Genomic DNA, 13,079 nt, shown 5'->3' on the forward strand with positions numbered 1-13,079 from the left:
TGCACGCTTCGCAGTCACTGACCGTTCACACGGATACAGGGTCGGGTTCTGGATTCGCCTGCGTGGGTCAGCGCAAACTCAGCGGGATGTTCAGATCGCTGATGCGCTGGGCGGTATCGGCACCGACCGTGCCGGCCACGAACGCCGACTCGCGGGTCGTGCCGTTTTTACTGGGCACTTGCACGTCCAGGGCTGCCAGTGGCAAACCCGTCGGGGCTTGCCAGCTCGACCGTCGCGGCGGAATGTAGCCATGGTAATGGCTGCGTATCGCATCGCTGTCCAACACCGGGGTGTCCTTGAACGATGCCAGACTGCCGGCAATCGTCAAGCGACCCGCTGCGTTGACCGAAGCGGCATGGGTGGCCAATCGCACCGCCGCGATGTCTATATCGCCGCCCGCTTTCATGGCGAAGCCGTTATGCACACGGTCCGTCACGTGCGTACGAGCATTACCGTTGGTTGACACGAAATGATACTCAGGCAGATCGTTGTCCAACCATATCGCCCGGTTGCGCGGTCCCGCAGGCTCCAGGCTGGCGGTAAGCTGGATATCGCTGGCCTGCAGCTTGATGTCCCCCTTGCTGTCCAGCTCCGAGCCAGCCACGTCGAGCATCGTGCCCGCAGTGACCTGCACGGTGTCACCGGCCAGCGTGCTGCGCGCCTGGGATTCCTTGAAGCCTGTACGGTTCCAGGGGCGTTGCGATGCACCGGCCATTGGGCTCCAATGCGACCCACTGAGGGTGAAGCCTTCCGTTTCGCCGATGCCGCTTATCCAGACATTGTCCTGGGCGTCGAGGGTCAGGGCAGTGCCTGCCAACAGGTGGGAGCCCGCGATGGAAATGTCACCGTCTCTGAAGGTCGACCGACGCGCGCGCAGTGCCAGTGTGCCGCTGGCTGCCAGCACGCTGGGGCTGATAGCTGTAGACGTGCGATCGAAGCCACGCGCTGCCTGTGCGGCGCTCGGACGCGCACCTTCGAGATGCATGCGCGCGCTGGAACCCTCGATGGCGATGTTGCCCTGGCTGTGCAGACCCACACTTGCTGCCGACAGCCTGCTGCCGCTGATGGAGATGTCCGTGCCCCGGATCGACAGCTCGCCGTCGAGGGCATTCAGCTGCGTTGGCAACTGATACGCATGGGTGCGCGCGGCCTCATGGGCGCGGGTCTCGGTCAAGGTCACGCGCCGTACATCGGCACCTTGGCTCGACGCGCTGCGCAGCTCCTGTCCAGCGATGTGCGTGGCCCCCGACCCGCCGATGTGCAGCGAATGGCTCGCATCGATTCTTGCACCCACCAGCCTGGCGCTGGGGAGTGTGACCGAGCCGCCGCTGATATGGCTGGTGTTGGCTCGCTCGACGTAGGTAGAGGCGTTGTCTTCAGGGCTTTCGGACGAAGCGAGCCGAACGCTGCGCGCGTGTGTGTCCAGCTCCGCCCCGACCTCGACGCCTCCGCGCACCGTGTAGATCCCGACGTGCTCCGGTCCAGCGATACGGCTGGCAGCGATGTCGATGCCATTGACACCGTCCAGGCGCACCCGCCCCTGAGCGATCAGGTCATTGCCTACATGGCGCAGCGTGCGTTCGGTGACGTGAGCGTCGGCTTCCCCCTGCGCCAGGGTGAACCAGTGATCCTCGGCATGCGCCGGTCGCTGTGTTTCGGTCTGGTGAGCGAGGGCGTCCAGCTTCAGGCGCGCACCTGAACGTGCGTCGATGTGTCGACCCGTGACCGCCAGCGACGTCAGCGTCAAGTCACTTGCGGCTGACAGGCTCACGTCCTCGTCACCCGCGTCGAGCGTGGCCTGGGCGGGCTCGCCGTTCTGGCGGGCAGTGGAACTGATCGCCAGCGCCCCGGCCGACGCGATCTGGATACCTTGGGCGGCGTGCATGCCAGTGATGCCCATGTTCACGCCGGCACCGGCCTGGGTGCTGATGACCTTGATGCGCCGGGCGTGCATGGCGCCCAGCAGGTTGGCGTCGACCGCCGTCTGCGTCGGTGCAGTGTCGGTGCTGGCCAGCGTTCGCGCATCGACCTGCTGGCGACCCATCAGCAAGCTCAAATCGCCACCCGCCGTCATGTCGCCGCTGACCATCACGCTGGGTGCGATCAATTGCACGGAGCCGGCGCCAACGTTCACGCCAGCTTGGCCGACCACCAGGCGCTGCTGCGAATCACGCGTGTCGTAGCGCGCGATCGCGCCATCTGCCAGCACCGTCGTGCCCACCACGTAAGTTGCCGTGTCGTGTTGACCCAAGGCCAGGCGGGCGCCATTGAGCTCGATGCCATTGGGGTTGCTCAACACGTAGTCGGCGGCCTGGCCGAAGATGACTTGCTCGCCGTCGATACGGGAGCCGCGCGTGCCCACCACTTCGTTGAGAATGGTGCGAGCGGCGACATCGGCCAACTGCGGGTTGGCTGCAACCGTGATATCGAGCCCGCCAACACTGGCTTGTCCTGCGGCCAGGCTGTTGTTCAATACCACACCGGCGGCGCCAACGTTGTAGTCCTGCCAACGGTTGTGGGAAAGACCCTGGGCATTGGGTGCAACGATGGCAATCACCGGTGCGGGCGTTTGGCTGTCGACCAACGCGGTGCCCATCGGGCCATCGATTGCCACCAATCCATCGGCCATGGCAGGTTCGAGGGCCGTCAGCAGGGCCATGGAGATGGCCATGCCGAGCGTGTGTCGGGTCAAGGAAGGGGTGCTGCAGGCTGCTGGTTGCACGTGGATGCTCCTCTCGGGGGCTGGGAAACATGGGCAAGCGGCGGGAAGAATCCGCCGTCGGCCACTCTAGAGAGGAGGGGGTCGGGTAATGAGTGCAGAAGGATCCTTGTGCTGTAGGACGTGTCTGTCAGATACAACGTCAGCGGCCGACGGTGCCAGTTGGCTCGGGACCGGCACCGAGCAGGGTCCAGCCCGTCAGCCGAGATTGAACTCCACCCGCTCCGGTACCCGATTCATCAATACCCGGCCGCCGCGAATCGACACCCGCGCCTTGGCCTGTTGGCGCACCGCTTCATAGTCGCTCTCGGCGCCCAGGATCACCATGTTGGCCGGGCGGCCCACGGCGATGCCATAGCGTTCGCCCAGGTTCAGCGCGCGGGCGCTGTTGTCGGTGACCAGGTCGAGCGAGCGCTGCAGGTCTTCGAAGCCCATCATGTGACAGATGTGCAGGCCCGCATCCAGGACCCGCAGGATATTGCCGTTGCCCAGCGGGTACCACGGGTCCTTGATGGAGTCCTGGCCGAAGCAGACATTCATGCCCGCCCGATCCAGCTCGGCTACGCGGGTCACGCCGCGGCGCTTGGGAAAGGTATCGAAACGCCCCTGCAGGTGAATGCTTTCGGTCGGGCAGGACACGAAGCTGATCCCCGACTGTTTGAGCAGCCGGAACAGTTTCGAGCAATAGGCGTTGTCGTACGAGCCCATCGCCGTGGTGTGGCTGGCCGTGACCCGGCTGCCCATGCCACGCACGCGAGCTTGTTCGGCGAGTACTTCGAGAAACCGCGAATGCGGATCATCGGTCTCGTCGCAATGCACGTCCACCAGGCAACCGGTGCGCTCGGCCAGATCCATGAGGAAGCTGATCGAGCTGACGCCCTGCTCTCGAGTGTTCTCGAAGTGCGGAATTCCGCCCACCACGTCGGCGCCCATGGCAACTGCGCGCTCCATCAGCTGGCGGCCATCGGGGTAGGACTCGATACCTTCCTGGGGAAACGCCACGATCTGCAGATCGATCAGGTGGCGCGCTTCTTCGCGCACTTCGAGCATGGCCTTGAGCGCGCCCAGGGTCGGGTCGGTTACATCGATGTGCGTGCGTACGTGCTGGATGCCGTGTTCGGCGAGCATGCCGATGGTGGTCAGAGCGCGCTGCTTGGTGTCTTCGTGGGTGATGCTCGCCTTGCGTTGGCCCCAGCGTTCGATGCCTTCGAACAGGGTGCCGCTCATGTTCCATTGCGGATCACCGGCCGTGAGGGTGGCATCCAGGTGAATGTGCGGCTCGACCAGCGGCGCTATCAACAATTGCCCCTGTGCGTCGATGTCATCCCCATGAGCCTGGACCCTGTTGGTTTGTGCCTGGACCGCCGCTATGCGGGCACCGCTGCAGGTGACGGTGTGCAGGCCTTCGGTCTTGCGCAACCTGGCGTTGATGATCTTCATGGGGGCACCCTTTGTGTAAAAGCCGATGACCAATGTTGCCATAGTTGTCCGCCAGCCCCCGGAAAAACCTCGGGGCAATGTGCGGCCGCGGGTCAGGCCGGCGCGGTGAACAGCTCGCGGCGTGCACCTTCGGTGATGGCCACGATGCCAGGGTGCTTGACCTTGCGCTCTACCGAAATCACGTAGAAAGACTCGGTGACGGCTTCGGTCTGCCCGATCAGCCGCACTTGGTACTGGGTCATGATTTCATCGGCAATCACACTGGGCGCGATGAAGATGCCGCTGCCCGACTGCCCGAAGGCCTGCATCAGTGCACTGTCGTCGAACTCGCCGACTACCCGCGGTAGCAGCCCTTGATCGCCGAACCAGCGCATCAGCCGGCTGCGCAGCACGCTCTCCTGGCCGGGAATCAGCAGCGGTGCACCGTGCAGGCACTGCGGGAAATCGCCGCCATGGCGTGCGGCCAACTGCTCGGTAGCGAAGAAGCTGATGCCGCATTCGCCCAGCTTCTGGCTGTAGCCCTTGATGTCCAGGTGTGATGGCATCGGACTGTCGGAGATGACCATGTCCAGACGCTGGATCGCCAGATCGGCCAGCAGCCGTTCCAGCTTGTCTTCCCGGCAGGTGATGCGCAGGGGTTCGCTCAGTTCCATGGTCGGTGCAATCAGCCGATACACGATCGACTTGGGCACCACGTCGGCCACGCCTACCCGAAAAGGAATCTGTTCCTCATCGGGTTGGGTCCGCAGCACCGCCTCCAGTTCTCCGCCAATCTGGAACATGCGTTCGGCGTAGGGCAGGGCCTGGCGACCCGCCTCGGTGAGCTCAAGGTGCCTGCCAACACGCCGAAACAATTTCACACAGAACGTTTCTTCAAGCAGGCTGATCTGACCGCTAATGGTTTGTGCGGTGAGGTTGAGTTGCTCACTGGCACGCACGATGCTCCCGGTGCGCGCAACGACCCAGAAATAGTGAAGCTGACGATAATTGAGCACGGCGACCTACACTTCGTAAAAGCCGAAGTGTAACTGGTAAAAATACGAATTTTCCAGAGGTGTCCGTGTCTCTAGAATGCCTCGCTAGCAAAGAGCCAGTAGTTGGGGCTTGCTAGCGTGCGCGGCACCAGCCGAGCCTCTCCAGACATTCAGCGAACCGTGATAAGGGCAGGAACGATACATGGAATACCTACTGGAACTGGCTTCAAGCCCTACCGCCTGGGTGGCATTGGTGACCCTGGTGATCATGGAAGTCGTGCTGGGCATCGACAACCTGATATTCATCTCGATTCTGACCAACAAGCTTCCCAAGGAAATTCAGGCCAAGGCACGCCGTATCGGTATCAGCATGGCGCTGATCCTGCGCCTGGGCCTGCTGAGTACCGTGGCGTACATCGTGCAACTGACCGAGCCGGTTTTCTCCGTGCTGGATCACTGGTTCTCGTGGAAGGACGTCATCCTGATCGCCGGTGGCTTGTTCCTGCTGTGGAAAGCGACCAAGGAGATCCACCACACCGTGGATCCGGTCGATCAGGAAGAGGCGAAGATCGGCGACAAGGTGAGCATGAGCTTCGCCTCGGCGATCGGTCAGATCCTGGTGCTGGACCTGGTGTTTTCCATCGACAGCATCATCACCGCCGTAGGCATGACCGAGCACTTGCCGATCATGATCATCGCCGTGGTCAGCGCCGTCATCGTGATGCTGGTGGCCGCAGAGCCTCTGGCCAAGTTCATCAACGACAACCCTACGGTGGTCATGCTGGCCTTGGGCTTCTTGATCATGATCGGCATGACGCTGATCGCCGAAGGCTTCGGTGCACACGTGCCTAAAGGCTATATCTACGCAGCGATGGCGTTCTCGGCGACGATCGAGGGCTTGAACATGTGGTCGCGCAGGTCCAAGCAGCGCAAGCTGGCGGCCAATCGCGAAGCGTAAAGGCGGCAGACAAAGCGAGGGGGCATGGATGCCCCCTTTTTTTCGCCTTTGATTTTAGGCTGGCTTGACGTTCCGGACGGACGGGTCAGACGTGCTGAGGCGTCCCGGGGCGACGGGGTGCGGCCGGCGCAGAGCGCTTGGCTGCTCGTGGCTGCGGCTGCGCGTGCTGGTGGCGGCGAGCGATTCGCAGCACCCCCCAGAGCATGGCGGCCGCTACGGCCATCCAGCCGGCAATCAGGCTGAAGATTATCATTGCAAGGCTCATCACTACCTCCATTGCTTTCGCGTCTTCTAGGTCACGTAATAGATGACCTTGAGGGTTTGCGGGCGTTTCAACCTATTGACGAAAGGTCATTTGCGTGCATCGGCCGGGCCTGTGCGGCCGTCCATTGTTCAGCCGCTATACCGCTAGCTGCGGGAAATCTATGATGGCCGTTCCGGCGTCACAGTGTGTGTCGCCACGGAGCAAGGGAATACGATGCAGCCCAGATCTAACGTCGTGGCCGGTCTACTGCTGATGTGCAGCCTGGTAGCAGGTCTGGCCGGTTGCGCAAGCAACAACGGCCCGGCACTGCCTGGCCTGGCGGACCGAGTGGAGCTCAACGGAGTACCGTTCTATCGGGGCAACGCCAATCAAAGCGGTTCGATGGTGCTGGCCAGCATGCTCTCGCAACAAGGCATTACCATTACACCTGGGTTGCTCGATCCGGCGCTGAAACTGCCCGGTGAAACAGATCGCCTGCAGCAGAACATCACGCAGGTAGCCCGCGAGTATGGCTTGCTGGTGTATGCGCTCGATCCGCAGCTCAACGCGTTGCTGACTCAGGTGGCGGCGGGTAACCCGGTGTTGCTGCGCTACAGCGAGGGCTCGGCGTTCTGGTCGCAACCGCGGTATGCCTTGTTGGTGGGCTATGACCGATTCAAACGGCACGTTTTGCTGCGCTCGGGGATGAACCGACGTCTGACGATGGATTTCGACAGCTTCGATTCGGCGTGGAAGAGTGCCGGTGCCTGGGCCATTCTGGTTCAGCAACCCAACCAGTTGCCGGCCAAGGTCGACCGCCAGCGCTGGCTGGACGCCGCTGGCGAAACCGCCGCCGCCGGCCAGGAACCCGCCGCAGCCCGCGCCCGCAAAGCGCTCGGCTCCTGAACGCTTCCGCCGTAGGAGCGGTCATCGGCCGCGAAAGGGACGCCGCGGTGTGACAGGCAAAGCACCTATACCGCCGACGCGGCTTGCGCCGCTGCTACAGGGGATTGCGGTGCCTGTAGCAGCGGCGCGAGCCGCGTCCGGGGACGCCGCAGGGTTTCAGCCTGCTCGCGCTCCGATCAAAACCCCAGGCGATCGCGCAGGCTGTAATACCAGGCGCCCAGTTGGGTCAGAGGCGCGCCGAAGGTGCGGCCGCCAGGGAAAGGGTAATGGGGCAGATCGGCGAAAGCGTCGAAACGCTCGGCCTGGCCGCTGAGCGCCTCGGCGAGCACCTTGCCCGCCAGGTGGGTGTAGGTCACCCCATGCCCGCTGCAACCCTGGGAATAATAGATGTTGTCGCCCAGGCGGCCCATCTGCGGCAGCCTCGACAAGGTCAGCAGGAAATTGCCTGTCCAGGCGTAGTCGATCTTTACCTGCGCCAGCTGCGGGAACGCCTTGAGCATCTTCGGCCGGATGATCGCCTCGATATTGGCGGGATCCCGCGCGCCATACACCACCCCGCCGCCGAAAATCAGGCGCTTGTCGGCCGTCAGGCGGTAGTAGTCGAGCAGATAGTTGCAGTCTTCCACACAGTAGTCCTGCGGCAGCAGGCTACGCGCCAGCGCCTCGCCCAAGGGCTCCGTGGCGATCACCTGAGTGCCGCAGGGCATGGACTTGGCCGCAAGTTCCGGTACCAACTCGCCAAGATAGGCATTGCCGGCAACGATCACGAATTTTGCCCGCACCCGGCCCTGAGCCGTGTGCACGACAGGATTGGCACCGCGCTCGATGCGCAGGGCCGGGGACTGTTCATGGATGCGCCCGCCGAGCGATTCGACCGCTGCCGCTTCCCCTAGCGCCAGGTTCAGAGGGTGGATATGCCCGCCGCTGACATCCAGCAGACCGCCCACGTATTGCTCGCAATCGACGACCTGGCGGATGCGCGTCTGGTCCATCAGCTCCAGCTGGGTGTGCCCATAACGTTCCCACAGGCGCTGTTGACCCTCCAGGTGCTTCATCTGTTTGACCGTCAGCGCAGCGAATACGCCACCGTTCTTCAAGTCGCAATTGATGCCGTAGCGAGTAACCCGGTCGCGAATGATCCGCGCGCCCTCGAAAGCCATGTCGCCGAGCAACCGCGCCTGTTCGGCACCGACGCTGCGTTCGATCACATCCAGATCCCGGCTGTAGCTGTTGACGATCTGCCCACCGTTGCGCCCCGAAGCACCGAAGCCGACCTTGGCCGCCTCCAGTACGCAAACGCTGAAACCGCGTTCGAGCAGGAACAGCGCACTGGACAGCCCGGTGTAGCCTGCGCCAATGATGCACACGTCCGTTTCGATATCATCCTGGAGGGCAGGGCGAGACGGCGCTGCATTGGCAGATGCGGCGTAGAAGGACGGGGGGTATTGCATGCTGGACATCCGGCAACCTCGGCTCGATGGGATTTCGCCTGTGCCGGGATGCTATCGCAGTTGCCCTTGCCTCACCAGCATGCCGAATTCACCCGCGCCAAAAATAATTCCGCATTTCATAGGGTTAGCGCGCAGAAAGGAGTTGACAGGCAACCCCGAATCCGTAGAATGCCGCCTCACAGCAGGCACGTAGCTCAGTTGGTTAGAGCACCACCTTGACATGGTGGGGGTCGTTGGTTCGAGTCCAATCGCGCCTACCAAACAAAATCCGCTCTGCTGGGCGGTCTGGAAGGGCTCACCGAAAGGTGGGCCCTTTTTGCGTTCATTGGGTGATGTGTTCGAGCCTTTCGATAAGGGTGGCCAGTTCCGCACTGCGCCGTTCAAGGTCAGCCAGCACCTGGTGAACCTCCGCACCTGCGCCGGGCCGCTGCAGGCAGCGTCGCACGTCGGCCAAGGCACCAGCGTATGCCTGCTGATGCTGATGCTGATGAAGGCGCATCAAATGCAAAGCCAATAGATCGTGATCGAACATCGCCGTCACCTCGCTACGGGTTGCTGCAGTCTATCAATGCCGCCCGCCCGATCGCGCAGATTCAGTTCAATGGTCGCCACTGTACGTCACGCAGCCCGCGGCGTTCGACATGCCTTCTGAGTTGCGCCGCATGTTCTGCCGCGTTGGTGCCGCCGTAGACCAGCCCGATGCCCGAGTGCAGCGCGGCGTAGTACAACGCATCGGCATCGCTCATGTGGGTATCGCGCTGCTGAAAGCGCCTGGCCTCACCGTTGAGGACGTAGCGAATTTCGTAGTCCGTGAACCGGCTTGTCATAGTTTACTCCCGTGTTACCGGGCATCAGACATGCAGGCCATTGGCCAGTTCCGTGGTGATGGCAAAAAACTACTATTGATCGCTTGCGTGAAGGGTCGCCAAGGCAAGCTTCATGTCACCCTGGCGAATCGCAGGACCGATGCCCAATGCTCAGCTGGGTTCGGTGGACGCATCGGCGCCGTCGATGTCCAGATCGTCCGGGCCTGCTTCGGGCTCGTCTGCATCGGCGTCGTTCAGCGCGGCGCCATCGCTGTGCACCTCATCGTCGAGAGGTGATTCCCCGGCCTGGCCGATAAGCGGGATGGGATCGAGATCGATAGTCATGGCATGCCTCGCAAGTTGACGTGGGTGTCATGCTTTCGAGCGACGATGGGCGAGCAGGGTTCGATTCAGCTTGAGACCGTCGGTCATGTCACAGTTCGACGGCATTGAATTCGCAATAGTCTTCCCAGCTCAGGCCCAGTGCGTCCGCCACTTCCTGGTGAACCTCGAGGCGCATCGCCTTGAGTTCTTCCGGGCTTTGCGCAATCAATTGCAGCGCCAGCTCCCACGGTTCCAGACCCTGGGCCTGTGCCTCGTCCTCGAAGGCCCACTGCACCTGTTCGGCCTGCTCGCGGCTGTCCAGCACCTGGATCTCCTCGCGCAACTCGGGGTGGGCGTCGAGGAATATCGCCAGTGCGGCTGTGTTGCGGTCTTCTTTGGCGATCATGTCGGGGCCCTGCTGGCTATTCGAAAAGGTAAGGCTTGCATGATGCCACGGCGTTACCGCGGCGTCAGCGGCGGTCGACGCGCGAACGGGCGCCGGCCGGGTGGATAGTGATAAAATCGGCGCCTCGAATTCTGGAGGTAGGCGTGTGCGCAAGTTGATGATGGTGATGGCAATGCTGACGTTGGCCGGTTGCGGTACCGCGTTCGAAAAAGCCCATGAGGCGGTGTCGCAGTTGTTGGAGAACCCCAAGACGGCGCGTTTCACCAACGTTCGCACCACCGACCAGGGCAACTACTGTGGACAGGTAAAGGGCAAGAACGCCCAGGGCGTCTACGGACCTTATCGCAGCTACGCGGCCGTCCCCCATGGCGACCGGTTCGAAGTTGTCATCGACAACGATGGCAACGACCCTCGCGTGCGCGAAGTGTGCGGCAGCGCCGAGGAACTGCTGGCGCCCGTCGATGTAGCCGAACAGCCAGGGCAGCGTTGGGAGGTGCGTATCGTTTCGGGTCGCAACATGGGCTCGGTGACTGACATGGCGGCGCGGCTGGTGGAAAACGGCTTCGTTGCCAGCTTCGTCCAGCGCGACGGCCAGACCCTGGTCTACCTTGGGCCGTTCGACAGCCGGGCCGAAGCCGACAAGGAGCGCGCTCGCCTCATGGGCTCGCGCGGTATCGAATCTGTGGTGATGCCGTTCAGCGAGGCCGACAAGCCCTGAAGCGCGGTTGCACGCCAGGGCTCTCTGGCTTCAGCCGCAGGACTTGAGGTCTACCGGCCCGACGAAGGCGTTGCCGTGGCCCATCACGCACGCCACCTGCTGGTTGCGCTGGCGCTCCCAGACCTGCACCGGGTAGGTCTTGTCCCAGGCCTGGTACAGCTGGGTGTCCTGGCGCGACAGGCGCAATCCGTACTGCTTGCTCATGTACATATAGGTGCGCGCGATCATCCCGCGGATCGAAGGCCGTGGCATGACCTTCTTGGCCTTGAAGTCGACCTGGGTCAGGCATGAACCGTACTGCCCGCGTTGTTCGGGCAGCCAGCCGAAGCTGAAGTTGCTGCGGTCGCCATTCACCTCGCCAATGCTCGGTACCAGGTTGTGCAGATCGGCTTCGGCGGTCTGGTAGACCTTGTCGTTGCGGGTGCAGTTCTTGCGCCCGCCGTTCTGCCAGCATTGGCGCTGGTGGCCGATCTGCCAGGCCGGCACGATATGCTCCCATTCGATGCGCGCAGCGCGGTTGGCGTTCTTGCGCGGTACATAGCCGCACGCCGCAAGGTTGACCCGATTGCCGGTGTACTTGCAGCCGCAGTAAAACTCGGTGGACTGCGGAGCGTACAGCTTCCAGGCGACTTTCTTGGCTTCGCTGAACGTGCGTGGGGCATCGGCATACGCGGTAAAGCTGAACAACATCAAGCTGATGAAAAAACTGCGGACCATCATCGAATCAATCTTCCTTCGGCACGACCCAGAAAATCTGCACGCCACCGTCGTCGCGGTGGGCGAGGGTGACGTTGTCGTTCTCGGCGATTTCCTCGAGCATTTGTGCCCAATCGTCCTCGCTTTCGTGCTCGAGGCGGAATATGAGGGCGGCGCGAGACTTCTGCGCGGTGGGCGAATTGATGATCTTCTGGACGCGCACGCCAAGACGCTCATAGGCGCTCGGCGCGGCAGGGGTGGCAGTGGTCACGACAGAATTCCTTATTGGCTGTACGTGCGTACAGTATTTGACTGTAAGACGTTTCGCAATAGCGCAGGGTCAATAGCGGGTTTCTGACAGCCAATCCTGTTGTTTTCTTCACGGCGTTTAAAAAAAACTTCAAGCGGATCAGAGACATCCGACGCGACTCCACAATCTGAAAGTCCCGACAGCGATATCGATATGCGATAACGATATTTAAAATTCTATTCTTATAGCTCTACAGTCTGGCTATCCCCTCGTACTCAATAGCCAGAGTCGGAGCACAACATGGCCGCCGTCCTTCCTGAAACCTCACGTCAAGCATTCGAAGTTCGTCCGCTGGCCGGCCATGTCGGTGCCGAAATCGTCGGCCTGGACCTGCGCCTGGCGTTGAGTGACGAAGACTTCACCCGCATTCACCGCGCCCATCTCGACCATCATGTCGTGGTGTTTCGCGATCAGCGCATCACCCCTGAGCAACAGATCGACTTCAGCCGTCGTTTCGGTGTGCTGCAAATCCATGTGCTCAAGCAGTTCCTGCTCGCAGGGCACCCAGAGATCCTCATCGTTTCCAACATTGTCGAGAACGGCCAGCCGGTCGGGCTGGGTGACGCCGGCAAATACTGGCATTCGGACCTGTCCTATAAAGAACTGCCGAGCCTGGGCTCCATGCTGCATGCGCAGGAATTACCCAGCGAAGGCGGTGACACCTTGTTCGCCGACATGCACAGGGCTTGGGACACTCTTCCCACAGCACTGCGCCAGGCCGTTGAGGGCAAGCACGCCGTGCATTCCTATACCGCGCGCTACAGCGAGGGCAAGAACGCCGCCAACTGGCGACCGACCCTGAGTGCCGAACAGCTGGCCCAGGTGGTCACCGTGACCCATCCGGTGGTTCGCACCCATCCAGAGAACGGGCGCAAGGCTTTGTTCGTCAGCGAAGGCTTCACCACGCACATCGTGGGCCTGCCCGAAGATGAAAGCCGCGACCTGTTGCAACAGCTCTATGCCCACAGCGTGCGCGATGAGCATGTGTACCGTCATCAGTGGCAGCCACACGACATGGTGTTCTGGGACAACCGCTCGTTGGTACACCTCGCGGCCGGCTGTCCGGACCACCTGCGGCGCAAGTTGTACCGCACCACCATCCAGGGCGATGCGCCGTTTTGATAGGG

General features: G+C 62.2%; 15 protein-coding genes and 1 tRNA gene. 6 read left to right on the forward strand and 10 right to left on the reverse strand.

Annotated features, from left to right (window positions below; genetic code table 11):
* Nucleotides 1-67: 67 nt before the first annotated feature.
* The 3 genes from IFT80_RS03715 to nhaR all read right to left on the reverse strand — a co-directional run bounded on the left by IFT80_RS03715 (nt 68) and on the right by nhaR (nt 5,154).
* On the reverse strand, nt 68-2,722 hold the full coding sequence (locus IFT80_RS03715; protein ID WP_192136779.1) for a two-partner secretion domain-containing protein: 2,655 nt from the start codon (nt 2,720-2,722) through the stop codon (nt 68-70).
* 195 nt (nt 2,723-2,917) lie between these two features.
* Nucleotides 2,918-4,159, reverse strand: a complete 1,242-nt coding sequence (gene codA / locus IFT80_RS03720) for a cytosine deaminase (protein WP_192057123.1) — start codon at nt 4,157-4,159, stop codon at nt 2,918-2,920.
* A gap of 92 nt (nt 4,160-4,251) precedes the next feature.
* Nucleotides 4,252-5,154, reverse strand: a complete 903-nt coding sequence (gene nhaR, locus IFT80_RS03725) for a transcriptional activator NhaR (protein ID WP_122478191.1) — start codon at nt 5,152-5,154, stop codon at nt 4,252-4,254.
* Between the two features lie 181 nt (nt 5,155-5,335).
* On the opposite strand from nhaR, the gene IFT80_RS03730 reads away from it, so the two are divergent.
* Nucleotides 5,336-6,091 (forward strand): TerC family protein, encoded by a 756-nt coding sequence (locus IFT80_RS03730; RefSeq protein ID WP_122478189.1) that lies wholly within the window; start codon nt 5,336-5,338, stop codon nt 6,089-6,091.
* A gap of 85 nt (nt 6,092-6,176) precedes the next feature.
* Here the strand turns inward: IFT80_RS03730 and IFT80_RS03735 are convergent, their stop codons facing one another.
* Entirely contained in the window at nt 6,177-6,356 is a 180-nt protein-coding gene (locus IFT80_RS03735) for a hypothetical protein (protein ID WP_192136780.1), read from the reverse strand.
* A gap of 213 nt (nt 6,357-6,569) precedes the next feature.
* On the opposite strand from IFT80_RS03735, the gene IFT80_RS03740 reads away from it, so the two are divergent.
* Nucleotides 6,570-7,241 (forward strand): peptidase C39 family protein, encoded by a 672-nt coding sequence (locus IFT80_RS03740; protein WP_192056121.1) that lies wholly within the window; start codon nt 6,570-6,572, stop codon nt 7,239-7,241.
* 176 nt (nt 7,242-7,417) lie between these two features.
* Here the strand turns inward: IFT80_RS03740 and IFT80_RS03745 are convergent, their stop codons facing one another.
* Nucleotides 7,418-8,701: an NAD(P)/FAD-dependent oxidoreductase gene (locus tag IFT80_RS03745; RefSeq protein ID WP_192136781.1), complete on the reverse strand. Its 1,284-nt coding sequence runs from the start codon at nt 8,699-8,701 to the stop codon at nt 7,418-7,420.
* Between the two features lie 174 nt (nt 8,702-8,875).
* Here IFT80_RS03745 and IFT80_RS03750 point away from each other — a divergent pair.
* Together IFT80_RS03750 and IFT80_RS03755 are read left to right on the forward strand one after the other, a co-directional pair.
* A tRNA-Val gene (locus tag IFT80_RS03750) sits at nt 8,876-8,952 on the forward strand.
* A gap of 56 nt (nt 8,953-9,008) precedes the next feature.
* On the forward strand, nt 9,009-9,209 hold the full coding sequence (locus IFT80_RS03755) for a hypothetical protein (RefSeq protein ID WP_192136782.1): 201 nt from the start codon (nt 9,009-9,011) through the stop codon (nt 9,207-9,209).
* A 76-nt stretch (nt 9,210-9,285) separates the two neighbouring features.
* Here the strand turns inward: IFT80_RS03755 and IFT80_RS03760 are convergent, their stop codons facing one another.
* The 3 genes from IFT80_RS03760 to IFT80_RS03770 all read right to left on the reverse strand — a co-directional run bounded on the left by IFT80_RS03760 (nt 9,286) and on the right by IFT80_RS03770 (nt 10,228).
* Entirely contained in the window at nt 9,286-9,519 is a 234-nt protein-coding gene (locus IFT80_RS03760; protein WP_122478181.1) for a DUF6555 family protein, read from the reverse strand.
* 150 nt (nt 9,520-9,669) lie between these two features.
* The gene (locus IFT80_RS03765; RefSeq protein WP_192136783.1) at nt 9,670-9,843 is read right to left on the reverse strand and encodes a hypothetical protein; all 174 of its coding nucleotides are present in this window, start codon (nt 9,841-9,843) and stop codon (nt 9,670-9,672) included.
* 88 nt (nt 9,844-9,931) lie between these two features.
* Complete coding sequence (locus tag IFT80_RS03770; protein ID WP_192057118.1) at nt 9,932-10,228, reverse strand: DUF6388 family protein; 297 nt, start codon at nt 10,226-10,228, stop codon at nt 9,932-9,934.
* Between the two features lie 145 nt (nt 10,229-10,373).
* Here IFT80_RS03770 and IFT80_RS03775 point away from each other — a divergent pair, with 145 nt between their 5' ends.
* Nucleotides 10,374-10,946 carry an SPOR domain-containing protein gene (locus IFT80_RS03775; protein WP_185793380.1) on the forward strand — a complete coding sequence of 191 codons (573 nt, stop codon included), beginning with the start codon at nt 10,374-10,376 and terminating at the stop codon, nt 10,944-10,946.
* Between the two features lie 30 nt (nt 10,947-10,976).
* Here IFT80_RS03775 and IFT80_RS03780 read toward each other — a convergent pair whose 3' ends face one another.
* Nucleotides 10,977-11,666: an endonuclease gene (locus IFT80_RS03780; protein ID WP_192136784.1), complete on the reverse strand. Its 690-nt coding sequence runs from the start codon at nt 11,664-11,666 to the stop codon at nt 10,977-10,979.
* Between the two features lie 4 nt (nt 11,667-11,670).
* Nucleotides 11,671-11,913, reverse strand: a complete 243-nt coding sequence (locus tag IFT80_RS03785) for a DUF1654 domain-containing protein (protein WP_122478175.1) — start codon at nt 11,911-11,913, stop codon at nt 11,671-11,673.
* 279 nt (nt 11,914-12,192) lie between these two features.
* Here IFT80_RS03785 and IFT80_RS03790 point away from each other — a divergent pair, with 279 nt between their 5' ends.
* A complete protein-coding gene (locus IFT80_RS03790; protein WP_185793379.1) occupies nt 12,193-13,074 on the forward strand; it encodes a TauD/TfdA dioxygenase family protein in 882 nt (293 codons plus the stop codon).
* The last annotated feature ends 5 nt before the right edge of the window (nt 13,075-13,079 follow it).

Origin of the sequence: Pseudomonas sp. CFBP 8771 (assembly GCF_014841695.1) — a bacterium.
Classification (GTDB): domain Bacteria; phylum Pseudomonadota; class Gammaproteobacteria; order Pseudomonadales; family Pseudomonadaceae; genus Aquipseudomonas; species Aquipseudomonas baltica.

Bases quoted from the DNA above. Each gene is read 5' to 3' on its own strand.
- codA (WP_192057123.1), bottom strand. From the start codon at position 4,159: ATGAAGATCATCAACGCCAGGTTGCGCAAGACCGAAGGCCTGCACACC.
- IFT80_RS03730 (WP_122478189.1), top strand. From the start codon at position 5,336: ATGGAATACCTACTGGAACTGGCTTCAAGCCCTACCGCCTGGGTGGCA.
- IFT80_RS03735 (WP_192136780.1), bottom strand. From the start codon at position 6,356: ATGAGCCTTGCAATGATAATCTTCAGCCTGATTGCCGGCTGGATGGCC.
- IFT80_RS03740 (WP_192056121.1), top strand. From the start codon at position 6,570: ATGCAGCCCAGATCTAACGTCGTGGCCGGTCTACTGCTGATGTGCAGC.
- IFT80_RS03745 (WP_192136781.1), bottom strand. From the start codon at position 8,701: ATGTCCAGCATGCAATACCCCCCGTCCTTCTACGCCGCATCTGCCAAT.
- IFT80_RS03760 (WP_122478181.1), bottom strand. From the start codon at position 9,519: ATGACAAGCCGGTTCACGGACTACGAAATTCGCTACGTCCTCAACGGT.
- IFT80_RS03765 (WP_192136783.1), bottom strand. From the start codon at position 9,843: ATGACTATCGATCTCGATCCCATCCCGCTTATCGGCCAGGCCGGGGAA.
- IFT80_RS03770 (WP_192057118.1), bottom strand. From the start codon at position 10,228: ATGATCGCCAAAGAAGACCGCAACACAGCCGCACTGGCGATATTCCTC.
- IFT80_RS03780 (WP_192136784.1), bottom strand. From the start codon at position 11,666: ATGATGGTCCGCAGTTTTTTCATCAGCTTGATGTTGTTCAGCTTTACC.
- IFT80_RS03790 (WP_185793379.1), top strand. From the start codon at position 12,193: ATGGCCGCCGTCCTTCCTGAAACCTCACGTCAAGCATTCGAAGTTCGT.